Source organism: Klebsiella grimontii, from assembly GCF_042137965.1.
Classification (GTDB): Bacteria; Pseudomonadota; Gammaproteobacteria; order Enterobacterales; family Enterobacteriaceae; genus Klebsiella; species Klebsiella grimontii.
The window spans coordinates 2,075,991-2,088,164 of the sequence record NZ_CP169721.1; the positions used below are offsets into that span (position 1 = coordinate 2,075,991).

10 protein-coding genes are annotated in these 12,174 nt (G+C 56.5%); 6 read left to right on the plus strand and 4 right to left on the minus strand.

Annotated features, from left to right (window positions below):
- Window positions 1–95: 95 nt before the first annotated feature.
- Both znuB and znuC read right to left on the minus strand, forming a co-directional pair.
- Window positions 96–881: a zinc ABC transporter permease subunit ZnuB gene (gene znuB, locus ACE3MN_RS09890; RefSeq protein ID WP_049089575.1), complete on the minus strand. Its 786-nt coding sequence runs from the start codon at window positions 879–881 to the stop codon at window positions 96–98.
- Window positions 881–1,633 carry a zinc ABC transporter ATP-binding protein ZnuC gene (gene znuC, locus ACE3MN_RS09895; protein WP_024359876.1) on the minus strand — a complete coding sequence of 251 codons (753 nt, stop codon included), beginning with the start codon at window positions 1,631–1,633 and terminating at the stop codon, window positions 881–883. Before znuC ends, znuB begins: the two co-directional genes overlap by 1 nt.
- Window positions 1,634–1,711: 78 nt before the next feature.
- Between znuC and znuA the strand changes: the two genes are divergently transcribed.
- From znuA to lpxM, 3 genes are all read left to right on the plus strand, one after another.
- On the plus strand, window positions 1,712–2,656 hold the full coding sequence (znuA, locus tag ACE3MN_RS09900) for a zinc ABC transporter substrate-binding protein ZnuA (RefSeq protein ID WP_004122058.1): 945 nt from the start codon (window positions 1,712–1,714) through the stop codon (window positions 2,654–2,656).
- Window positions 2,657–2,671: 15 nt separating this feature from the next.
- Window positions 2,672–3,994, plus strand: a complete 1,323-nt coding sequence (gene mepM, locus ACE3MN_RS09905) for a murein DD-endopeptidase MepM (protein WP_004134807.1) — start codon at window positions 2,672–2,674, stop codon at window positions 3,992–3,994.
- 117 nt (window positions 3,995–4,111) lie between these two features.
- Window positions 4,112–5,086: a lauroyl-Kdo(2)-lipid IV(A) myristoyltransferase gene (gene lpxM / locus ACE3MN_RS09910; RefSeq protein ID WP_024359874.1), complete on the plus strand. Its 975-nt coding sequence runs from the start codon at window positions 4,112–4,114 to the stop codon at window positions 5,084–5,086.
- A 65-nt stretch (window positions 5,087–5,151) separates the two neighbouring features.
- Here the strand turns inward: lpxM and pyk are convergent, their stop codons facing one another.
- Window positions 5,152–6,594: a pyruvate kinase gene (gene pyk, locus ACE3MN_RS09915; RefSeq protein ID WP_004122043.1), complete on the minus strand. Its 1,443-nt coding sequence runs from the start codon at window positions 6,592–6,594 to the stop codon at window positions 5,152–5,154.
- Window positions 6,595–6,719: 125 nt separating this feature from the next.
- Window positions 6,720–7,625 carry a MurR/RpiR family transcriptional regulator gene (locus tag ACE3MN_RS09920; protein ID WP_162685358.1) on the minus strand — a complete coding sequence of 302 codons (906 nt, stop codon included), beginning with the start codon at window positions 7,623–7,625 and terminating at the stop codon, window positions 6,720–6,722.
- 319 nt (window positions 7,626–7,944) lie between these two features.
- On the opposite strand from ACE3MN_RS09920, the gene zwf reads away from it, so the two are divergent.
- From zwf to ACE3MN_RS09935, 3 genes are all read left to right on the plus strand, one after another.
- Window positions 7,945–9,420: a glucose-6-phosphate dehydrogenase gene (gene zwf / locus ACE3MN_RS09925; protein ID WP_004122041.1), complete on the plus strand. Its 1,476-nt coding sequence runs from the start codon at window positions 7,945–7,947 to the stop codon at window positions 9,418–9,420.
- A 220-nt stretch (window positions 9,421–9,640) separates the two neighbouring features.
- Entirely contained in the window at window positions 9,641–11,452 is a 1,812-nt protein-coding gene (gene edd, locus ACE3MN_RS09930; protein WP_024359873.1) for a phosphogluconate dehydratase, read from the plus strand.
- A 37-nt stretch (window positions 11,453–11,489) separates the two neighbouring features.
- Window positions 11,490–12,131: a bifunctional 4-hydroxy-2-oxoglutarate aldolase/2-dehydro-3-deoxy-phosphogluconate aldolase gene (locus ACE3MN_RS09935; protein ID WP_004103368.1), complete on the plus strand. Its 642-nt coding sequence runs from the start codon at window positions 11,490–11,492 to the stop codon at window positions 12,129–12,131.
- Window positions 12,132–12,174: the final 43 nt, after the last annotated feature.

Below are 12,174 nucleotides of genomic sequence, written 5' to 3' on the forward strand. Positions count from 1 at the left end.
GTGAACGCCTTCGCCGGGCTACAACGTCCGCAGACGGCGGCGATCCCATCGCAATCTGCCGAGTTTTGACGGTGGCTGACGCGGGCGCATAAGCGTCAGGCGGCCGGCTTCTTGCTCATGCTGATGATAAACAGCAGCGCGGCGCACAGCACCACGGAAGGCCCGGCGGGCGTGTCGTAAAACGCTGAAAACGTCAGTCCGCCGGTGACGGCAATCATCCCCATTCCTACCGCAATACCCGCCATTTGTTCAGGCGTACGGGCAAAGCGACGCGCCGTTGCGGCGGGAATAATCAGCAAAGACGTAATGATCAGCGCCCCGACGAACTTCATCGCCACGCCGATGGTCAGCGCGGTGACCAGCATCAGAAGAAGTTTCACCCGCTGGAGCTTAACGCCGTCAACAAACGCCAGATCCGGACTGATGGTCATCGACAGCAGGTTGCGCCACTGCCAGAGCAGGATCGCCAGCACGATAACCACGCCAATAGCGATAGATATCAAATCTTCCGGCGTCACCGCCAGCAGATCGCCAAACAGATAGGCCATCAGGTCGACGCGCACGTTTGACATCAGGCTGACCACCACCAGGCCCAGAGACAGCGCGCTGTGGGCCATGATGCCGAGTAGCGTATCTACCGCCAGATGGGGACGTTTTTCCAGCCATACCAGCCCGCCCGCCAGCAGCAGCGTCACCGCGATGACCGCATAAAACGGATTAACGTTGAGCAGTAAACCAAAAGCGACGCCGAGCAGAGAAGCATGGGCGAGGGTATCGCCGAAGTAGGACATGCGCCGCCAGACGACAAACGATCCCAGCGGACCCGCCGCACAGGCGAGCATCATTCCGGCCAGCCAGCCGGGGAGCAGTAATTCAATCATTAACGGTCATTTCCCCGACGCAGTACAATCCGCCCCTGCAGGTCGTGGCGGTGATTATGATGATGGCGATAAATACCCAGTTGTTCCGCGCCGCGCTGGCCGAACATCGAGATAAATTCCGGATGCATAGAAACCACTTCCGGCGCGCCAGAGCAGCAAATATGCTGATTGAGACACAGCACTTCGTCGGTTTTGGCCATCACCAGGTGCAGGTCATGAGAAACCATCAGCACGGCGCAATTAAGCTCCTGGCGCAGCTGGTTAATCAGATCGTAAAGCGCCACCTGGCCGTTGACGTCAACGCCCTGCGTTGGCTCGTCGAGCACCAGCAGCTGCGGCTGATTGAGCAGCGCCCGCGCCAGAAGTACCCGCTGGGTCTCGCCGCCGGAAAGCTTCTGCATGGGGGCGTCGATCAGATGTCCGGCCTGTACGCGCTTCAGCGCCGGTAAAATATCGCGCTTGTGGGTTCCCGGACGTAAAAGCATAAAGCGGCTTACGGTCAGCGGCATCGTGGCATCAAGGTGCAGCTTTTGCGGGACATAGCCGATCCGCAGATGTCCCTCGCGTTTGATAACCCCTTCCGTAGGTGCTACCAGCCCAAGAACGACTCTGACAAGGGTTGATTTACCGGCGCCGTTGGGGCCCAGTAGGGTTAAAATTTTGCCCGGCTTTAGCGTTAGCGAAATGTCAGACAGCACGCGCCTTTGGCCATACACGACCGCGACGTTTTCCAGCGTTACAAGATTTGTCATATCAAATTAGAGGTTGCACAAGCTAGTGAATGTTATAATATCACATCTTTCTCATTCATTACGATGATTAGACGCATTATGTTACATAAAAATACGCTTCTTTGCGCTGGACTTAGCGCCGCTTTTTTGTTCGCACATGCACCGCTGGCAAGCGCCGCGGTTGTCACCTCCCTTAAACCGCTTGGCTTTATCGCATCAGCTATTGCTGATGGGGTAACGGAGACCCAGGTACTGCTGCCAGACGGGGCGTCGGAGCACGATTATTCACTGCGCCCGTCGGATGCAAAACGCTTACAGAACGCAGACTTAGTCGTCTGGATTGGTCCGGAGATGGAGGCGTTTATGGATAAGTCAACGCAAAGCATTGCGCCGAACAAAAAGGTGACAATTGCCGAGCTTGACGGCGTGAAACCGTTACTCATGAAAGGCACCGACGACGACGATGACCACCACGGTCACGATCATGGCGCCGGGGAAAATAGTGACGACGATCACCATCACGGCATCTATAACATGCATCTATGGCTTTCCCCAGAGATAGCGCGCCTTTCGGCGGTTGCAATCCACGATAAATTATTGGAACTTATGCCGCAGAGTCGAGCCAAACTTGACGCCAACCTGAAGGATTTTGAGGCAAAATTAGCCGCAACCGACAAGCAGGTTGGGACCGAGCTGGCACCGCTGAAAGGGAAGGGATATTTCGTTTTTCATGACGCCTACGGCTACTTTGAAAAACACTACGGTTTGACCTCTTTAGGTCATTTTACTGTCAACCCTGAAATCCAGCCTGGTGCGCAGCGTTTACACGAAATTAGAACACAGTTGGTTGAGCAAAAAGCAACTTGCGTTTTTGCTGAGCCACAGTTCAGGCCAGCGGTTATAGAAGCTGTTGCCAGGGGAACGTCCGTGCGCATGGGAACCCTGGATCCACTTGGAATCGGAATTAAGCTGGGTAAAGAGAGTTATCCGCAATTCCTGAGCCAGATGGCGAATCAGTATTCAAGCTGCCTGAAAGGAGAATAACGAGGAAGTGAATACGTGCAACAGATAGCCCGCGCTGTCACTCAGGCATTTAACAATCTGCCACGACCTCACCGCGTTATGCTGGGGTCGCTTAGCGTTCTTACCTTAGCGGTCGCCGTCTGGCGACCCTACATCTACCACCATCCCGAAACGGCCCCCATCTCCAGAACCATCGAGCTGGAACAAAGCGAAATTCGTTCTCTGCTGCCAGAGGCCTCGGAACCTATCGATCAGGCGCCTCAGGAAGAGGAGGCCATCCCTCAGGATGAGCTGGATGATAAAGCGGACAGCGATTCCGGCGGCCATGAATATGTGGTCTCGACCGGCGATACGCTTAGCAGCATTCTTAATCAGTACGGTATTGATATGGGCGATATCGCCCGGCTCTCTTCGGTAGATAAAGAGCTGCGTAATCTGAAAATAGGCCAACAGCTCTCCTGGACGCTGACGGCGGATGGCGATTTGCAAAGCCTGACCTGGGAGATGTCACGCCGCGAAACCCGTACCTATGACCGGGTTGCTAACGGTTTCAAAATGAGCAGCGAGCTGCAAAAAGGCGACTGGGTCAACAGCGTACTGAAAGGTACCGTGGGCGGCAGCTTCGTCGCCAGCGCTCGTGACGCCGGCCTGACCAGTACCGAAATCAGCGCGGTAATCAAAGCTATGCAGTGGCAGATGGACTTCCGTAAGCTGAAAAAAGGCGATGAGTTTTCCGTACTGATGTCGCGTGAAATGCTCGACGGTAAGCGCGAGCAAAGCCAGCTGCTTGGCGTTCGCCTGCGCTCGGATGGCAAAGACTACTACGCGATCCGCGCCGAGGATGGCAAATTCTACGATCGCAACGGTACCGGCCTGGCGAAGGGTTTCCTGCGCTTCCCGACCGCACGTCAGTTCCGCGTCTCTTCGAACTTTAACCCGCGTCGTCTGAACCCGGTGACCGGCCGCGTCGCCCCGCATCGCGGCGTCGATTTTGCGATGCCGCAGGGCACGCCGGTGCTGTCGGTAGGGGATGGCGAAGTGGTGGTGGCTAAACGTAGCGGTGCGGCCGGTTATTACGTCGCCGTCCGCCATGGCCGCACCTATACCACCCGCTATATGCACCTGCGTAAGCTGCTGGTCAAACCCGGGCAGAAGGTCAAACGCGGCGATCGCATTGCGCTGTCGGGCAACACCGGCCGCTCTACCGGCCCGCATCTGCATTATGAAGTGTGGATTAACCAGCAGGCGGTCAACCCGCTGACGGCGAAACTGCCGCGTACGGAAGGGCTCAGCGGTTCCGACCGTACCGATTATCTGGCGCAGGCAAAACAGGTTATTCCGCAGCTGCGGTTTGACTAACCTTCCGTCAGTTAAAGCTGGCGCCAGCTGTGCGCCGGCTTTTTCTTTTGTACGTTACTCAACGTATCGCTAAACTAACTCATTATCTTTATTGAGCGGAACGTCTGCGGATTGGGCATGGAAACGAAAAAAAATAATATTGAATTTATTCCAAAATTTGAAAAATCCTTTTTATTGCCGCGCTACTGGGGCGCGTGGTTAGGGGTTTTTGCCTTCGCCGGTATCGCTCTGACGCCAGCGTCTTTCCGCGATCCTATTCTCGGCAAACTGGGGCGTTTTGTGGGCCGCCTGGCAAAGAGTTCGCGCCGTCGCGCGCAGATTAACCTGCTGTACTGTTTCCCGGAAAAGAGTGAGCAGGAACGAGAAGACATTATTGATGCCATGTACGCTTCCGCGCCGCAGGCGATGGTCATGATGGCGGAACTAGGCCTGCGCGACCCGCAGCGCATTCTTTCCCGCGTCGACTGGCAGGGCAAAGAGATCATTGATGAGATGCAGAGGAACAACGAGAAAGTGATCTTTCTGGTTCCTCATGCCTGGGGAGTGGACATTCCGGCGATGCTGATGGCGTCCGGCGGGCAAAAAATGGCGGCGATGTTCCATAATCAGGGCAACCCGGTCTTTGATTACGTCTGGAATACCGTCCGCCGACGTTTCGGCGGACGTATGCACGCGCGCAACGACGGGATCAAACCGTTTATTCAGTCGGTGCGTCAGGGCTACTGGGGCTACTATCTGCCGGATCAGGATCACGGCGCCGAGCACAGCGAATTCGTTGATTTCTTCGCCACCTATAAAGCGACGCTGCCGGCGATCGGCCGTTTAATGAAAGTGTGCCGTGCCCGCGTCGTACCGCTGTTCCCGGTCTATGATGGCGAAACGCATCGTCTGACGGTGCTGGTGCGCCCGCCGATGGACGATCTGCTGGAGGCGGACGATACCACTATCGCCCGGCGGATGAACGAAGAAGTGGAAGTGTTCGTGAAGCCGCATACCGAGCAGTACACCTGGATCCTCAAATTGCTGAAAACGCGCAAGCCGGGTGAAATCGAGCCGTATAAGCGTAAAGAGCTGTACCCGCGAAAGAAATAATCGGTGTCAGCGGCGAAAAAAAACCTGCCAGCATTTGCCGGCAGGTTTTTTTATGGCGGAGAAAATTACTCGACGGTCAGAATACGGGTGGTGTTGGTGCTACCGATGGTGCTCATGACATCGCCCTGAGTGACGATAACCAGGTCGCCGGTCACCAGATAGCCTTTGTCACGCAGCAGCGTTACCGCGTCGTGCGCAGCGGCTACGCCATCATTGACGCTATCGAAATGAACCGGCGTCACGCCGCGATACAGCGCAGTCAGGTTCAGCGTGCGCTCGTGGCGAGACAAGGCGAAAATCGGCAGGCCGGAGCTGATGCGCGAAGTCATCAGCGCGGTGCGGCCGGATTCGGTCATGGTAATGATCGCGGTGACGCCCTTGAGGTGGTTCGCCGCGTACATGGCCGACATAGCAATGGCTTCTTCCACGTTATCGAACTGAATGTCCAGACGGTGCTTGGAGACGTTGAGGCTAGGGATTTTTTCCGCACCGAGGCAGACGCGCGCCATCGCGGCAACGGTTTCAGACGGATACTGACCAGCGGCGGTTTCGGCCGACAGCATCACGGCGTCGGTTCCATCCAGCACGGCGTTCGCCACGTCCATGACTTCAGCGCGGGTTGGCATCGGGTTGGTGATCATCGACTCCATCATCTGCGTCGCGGTGATGACCGAGCGGTTCAGCTGACGGGCGCGGCGGATCAGCGCCTTCTGGATGCCGACCAGCTCCGGATCGCCGATTTCTACGCCGAGGTCGCCGCGGGCCACCATAACAACGTCGGAGGCGAGGATCACATCATCCATCGCGTCCTGATCGCATACCGCCTCGGCACGCTCGACCTTGGCGACGATTTTGGCATCGCAGCCGGCATCGCGCGCCAGGCGACGGGCGTAGTTCAGATCTTCGCCGCAGCGCGGGAAGGAGACGGCCAGATAGTCGACGCCAATTTTGGCGGCGGTGACGATGTCCGCTTTGTCTTTTTCCGTCAGCGCTTCTGCAGAGAGGCCGCCGCCGAGTTTGTTGATACCCTTATTGTTGGACAACGGTCCGCCGACGGTGACTTCGGTGAACACCTTCATGCCCTGAACTTCGAGGACCTTCAGCTGCACGCGGCCATCGTCCAGCAGCAGGATATCGCCCGGAACCACGTCAGCCGGGAGTCCTTTATAGTCGATGCCGACTTTCTCTTTGTCGCCTTCGCCTTTACCCAGGTTCGCGTCGAGGAGGAATTTGTCACCGATATTGAGGAAAATTTTCCCTTCTTTGAAGGTGGAGACGCGGATTTTCGGCCCCTGTAGGTCACCGAGAATCGCGACATGACGGCCCAGTTTTGCCGCAATCTCACGGACTTTATCCGCGCGAATCTGATGATCTTCCGCGGTGCCATGAGAGAAGTTCATACGCACCACGTTAGCGCCTGCGGCAATAACCTTCTCAAGGTTGTTATCGCGGTCGGTAGCCGGGCCTAAGGTAGTGACGATTTTGGTTCTGCGAAGCCTTCTGGACATGTAATACTCCGTTGACTGAAACATCTTTGGTGTTGCGTGAACATGGATTCGGTAGCGCCGATGAGCAAAGTCGCTATACCGGAACGATACCGACGGTGTAATAGGATAGTGCTTTGTTTCTACTTTTATTGGTTATTGCTGTGTACGCTGAGCTCTTTATCAAACCGCGATTCCTTGAGCGCTTCCTTGACCCTCTTCAAGTTATCTCTGAATTTTGCGCCCCGCCGCAGGGTGAAGCCGGTCGCCAGTACGTCAATCACCGTCAGCTGCGCTAAGCGGGAAACCATCGGCATATAGATATCGGTATCTTCCGGCACATCCAGGGTAATAGCCAGCGTTGCCTCACGGGAAAGCGGCGTACCGGGGGAGGTAATGGCGATCACCATCGCATCGTTTTCACGGGCCAGCTGCGCCAGCTCCACCAGGCTTTTGGTCCTGCCGGTGTGCGAGATGATCACCACTACGTCATCGTCATTACAGTTCATACAGCTCATGCGTTGCAGGACGATGTCGTCGGAATAGATCACCGGTACATTAAAGCGGAAAAACTTGTTCATTGCGTCGTGGGCGACAGCGGCCGAAGAGCCCAGGCCAAAAAAGGCGATTTTCTTCGCCTGCGTGAGCAGGTCAACCGCCCGATTAATCGCCGACATATCGAGAGAATGATGGACCTGATCTAAACTGGCCATGGCGGATTCAAATATCTTTCCCGTATAGGACTCGACGCTGTCGTCTTCATCGACGTTGCGGTTAACATAGAGGGTACCGTGCGCCAGGCTTTGGGCCAGATGCAGTTTAAAATCCGGGAAACCGCGGGTTTCCAGACTGCGGCAGAAACGGTTAACCGTGGGCTCGCTGACGCCGGCTTCCAGCGCCAGGGCGGCAATACTTGAATGGATGGCCTGTGCGGGTGTTGCAAGGATGACTTCCGCCACTTTGCGTTCAGATTTGCTAAGGTGTTCCAGCCGGGACTGGATTTTTTCCAGCATGTTCATGGGTAATCGGGCGCTCATCAATGGAAGCGATTTCATTAATGGGTGAAATCATCAGGCGTTTTAGCAAGAATATACCCCTCCGTTGTCGGAAACGGTGAGGAATGACCTTAAAATATGTTGTTTTTTTTCATTACATGATCAGAGTCGTATTTTACTAACTGAGAATCGGTCGAAACAACGAACAATATTAGCCGCATGCCCAAAATCTCAGCGCCTGTTTTCCACCCTGTGCGATTTAGCAGCGGGAACCGGCGCTGAGGGTTTCGGGAAATTCGTAAACACAGTACGATGCAGTGAAAGAAAATTACAAATATAGCCTGGCACAAGCACCAGTCTATCAACTAAGGAGAATGACATGGCGGTAACGCAAACGGCCCAGGCATGCGATCTGGTCATTTTCGGCGCGAAGGGTGACCTGGCGCGACGTAAATTGCTGCCTTCCCTGTATCAGCTCGAAAAAGCTGGTCAGATCCATCCTGACACCCGCATCATCGGCGTCGGCCGTGCCGACTGGGATAAAGACGCTTACACCAAAGTTGTGCGTGAAGCGATGGAAACCTTCATGAAGGAAAAAATCGATGAAGGTTTGTGGGAGACCCTGAGCGGGCGTCTGGATTTCTGTAACCTTGATGTCAACGATACCAAAGCGTTTACCCGCCTGGGCAAAATGCTCGATCAGAAAGAGCGGGTGACCATTAACTATTTCGCCATGCCGCCAAGCACCTTTGGCGCGATTTGCAAAGGTCTGGGCGAAGCGAAGCTGAACGCGAAACCGGCGCGCGTGGTGATGGAAAAACCGCTGGGGACTTCCCTGGAAACCTCCCGCGAGATCAACGATCGGGTAGGCGAGTTCTTTGAAGAGTGCCAGGTCTACCGCATCGACCACTATCTGGGTAAAGAGACGGTGCTGAACCTGCTGGCGCTGCGCTTTGCCAACTCCCTGTTCGTCAATAACTGGGACAGCCGCACCATCGATCACGTTGAGATCACCGTGGCGGAAGAGGTGGGCATTGAGGGCCGCTGGGGCTACTTCGACCAGGCCGGGCAGATGCGCGACATGATCCAGAACCACCTGCTGCAAATTCTGTGCATGATCGCCATGTCTCCGCCGTCTGATTTGACTGCCGATAGCATCCGCGATGAAAAAGTGAAGGTGCTGAAATCGCTGCGCCGCATTGACCGCACCAACGTGCGTGAAAAAACGGTGCGCGGCCAGTACACCGCCGGCTTCGCGCAGGGTAAAAAAGTGCCGGGCTACCTCGAAGAAGAGGGTGCCAACAAGTCCAGCCATACTGAAACCTTCGTGGCCATCCGCGTAGATATCGACAACTGGCGCTGGGCGGGCGTACCGTTCTACCTGCGTACCGGTAAGCGACTGCCGACCAAATGTTCCGAAGTCGTGGTTTACTTTAAGACGCCGGAACTGAACCTGTTCAAAGAGACCTGGCAAGAGCTGCCGCAGAATAAGCTGACCATTCGTCTGCAGCCGGATGAAGGGGTGGATATCCAGGTGCTGAACAAAGTCCCGGGACTAGACCACAAGCATAACCTGCAGATCACCAAGCTGGACCTGAGCTACTCGGAAACCTTTAATCAAACCCATCTGGCGGATGCCTACGAGCGTCTGCTGCTGGAAACGATGCGCGGTATCCAGGCGCTGTTCGTGCGTCGCGACGAAGTGGAGGAGGCGTGGAAGTGGGTCGACTCCATCACGGAAGCCTGGGCCGCCGATCGCGATTCGCCGAAACCTTACCAGGCGGGCACCTGGGGGCCGGTTGCCTCCGTGGCGATGATCACCCGCGATGGTCGTTCGTGGAACGAGTTTGAGTAATCGCCAACTCCTCCGTCAGGGTTATTTTACCGGTAACATGATCTGACGCAGCAAGTCGTGTAATTTTTAATCTTTTAAGCCCCGGAGGATTCACCCCCGGGGCTTTTTTTATTACACTGCCTACAGATATTTTGCCCCTGAGCCCCAGTACAGGTGCCTTAAGCACCGAAAAGTATCGTTAAAGCGCTGCGGCCGGACAGATAAAATTTGAGGAGCCTTTATGAATTCAGAAATGTTACGGGTAACAAATCGCATCATCGAACGCTCGCGCGATACCCGCGAAGCCTACCTCGCCCGGATTAACCAGGCCAAAACCGATACCGTTCATCGCGCCCAGCTGGCGTGCGGTAACCTGGCCCACGGCTTTGCCGCCTGCCAGGCGGATGACAAAGCCTCGCTGAAAAGCATGCTGCGCAATAACATCGCCATCATTACCTCCTACAACGATATGCTCTCCGCTCACCAGCCCTATGAGCGCTATCCGGACATTATCCGCAAAGCGCTGCACTCCGCCAACGCGGTAGGCCAGGTCGCTGGCGGCGTTCCGGCGATGTGCGATGGCGTGACGCAGGGGCAGGATGGGATGGAGCTATCGCTGCTGAGTCGCGAAGTGATTGCCATGTCCGCCGCGATTGGCCTGTCGCACAATATGTTTGACGGGGCGCTCTACCTTGGCGTCTGCGATAAAATCGTCCCCGGCCTGGCGATGGCTGCGCTATCGTTCGGCCATCTGCCGTCGATCTTTATTCCTTCCGGGCCGATGGCCAGCGGCCTGGCGAATAAAGAAAAAGTGCGCATTCGTCAGCTCTATGCGGAAGGCAAAGTGGATCGTATGGCGCTGCTGGAGTCCGAGGCCGCGTCTTACCATGCGCCTGGCACCTGTACCTTCTACGGTACCGCCAATACCAACCAGATGGTGGTTGAGTTTATGGGGATGCAGCTGCCCGGCTCGTCATTCGTGCATCCGGATGCGCCGCTGCGCGAAGCGCTGACCGCCGCCGCCGCCCGTCAGGTGACCCGCCTGACCGGCAACGGTAACGAGTGGATGCCGCTGGGCAAAATGTTTGATGAAAAAGTGGTGGTCAACGGGATTGTCGCGCTGCTGGCAACCGGCGGCTCCACCAACCATACCATGCACCTGGTGGCGATGGCGCGGGCGGCAGGGATTATCATTAACTGGGATGATTTCTCCGATCTCTCAGACGTGGTGCCGCTGCTGGCGCGCCTCTACCCGAACGGCCCGGCGGATATTAACCACTTCCAGGCGGCGGGCGGCGTGCCGGTGCTGGTGCGCGAGCTGCTGAAAGGCGGCCTGCTGCATGAAGATGTCCATACCGTTGCCGGTTTCGGCCTCTCTCGCTACACCATGGAGCCCTGGCTTAATAACGGTGAACTTGACTGGCGCGAAGGGGCGGCCGCTCCGCTTGATGAAGCGGTTATCGCCACCTTTGACAAGCCGTTCTCTCGCCACGGCGGCACTAAAGTGCTGAGCGGCAATCTCGGCCGCGCGGTGATGAAAACCTCCGCCGTGCCGGTTGAGAACCAGATTATTGAAGCGCCGGCGGTGGTTTTCGAGAGCCAGCATGACGTGCTGCCCGCCTTTGAGGCGGGACTGCTCGACAAAGATTGCGTGGTTGTGGTCCGTCATCAGGGACCAAAAGCGAACGGCATGCCAGAATTACATAAACTTATGCCGCCACTTGGTGTATTATTGGACCGCCGTTTCAAAATTGCGCTGGTGACCGATGGTCGACTCTCCGGCGCATCAGGCAAAGTGCCGTCGGCTATCCACGTGACGCCCGAAGCGTACGATGGTGGTCTGCTGGCGAAGGTACGCGATGGCGACATTATTCGCGTCAACGGCCAGACGGGCGAGCTGACGCTGCGGGTCGATGACGCCGAGCTGGCCGCGCGTCAGCCGCATATTCCTGACCTGAGCGGTTCGCGCGTAGGAACCGGCCGGGAAATGTTCGGTGCGCTGCGTGAGAAACTCTCCGGAGCAGAACAGGGCGCAACCTGCATCACATTTTAAGACGATTCGATTTGTAGATCTGGCGAGAGAAAATCTGATGAAAAACTGGAAAACAACTGCAGAAGCAATCCTCACCTCCGGCCCGGTTGTACCGGTGATCGTGGTGAAAAAGCTGGAACACGCTGTGCCAATGGCGAAAGCGCTGGTTGCAGGCGGCGTACGCGTACTGGAAGTGACTCTGCGTACCGAGTGCGCGATGGACGCTATCCGCGCGATCGCCAAAGAGGTCCCGGAAGCGATTGTCGGTGCCGGTACCGTCACCAATGTTGAGCAGCTGAAAGAAGTGACCGAAGCGGGCGCGCAGTTTGCTATCAGCCCGGGCCTGACCGAATCCCTGCTGAAAGCGGCGACCGGCGAAGGCACCATCCCGCTGATCCCGGGGATCAGCACCGTATCCGAGCTGATGCTGGGTATGCAGTATGGTCTGAAAGAGTTCAAATTTTTCCCGGCGGAAGCTAACGGCGGCGTGAAAGCGCTGCAGGCGATTGGCGGCCCGTTCGCGCATATTCGCTTCTGCCCGACTGGCGGCATCTCTCCGGCGAACTATCGTGATTATCTGGCGCTGAACAGCGTGCTGTGCATCGGCGGCTCCTGGTTGGTTCCGGCGGATGCGCTGGAAGCCGGTGATTACGACCGTATCACCAAACTGGCTCGTGAAGCGGTAGAAGGCGCGAAGTAATTTTCGCGCGCTCACCAGAGGCCCGGTCCGCGACCGGGCTTTT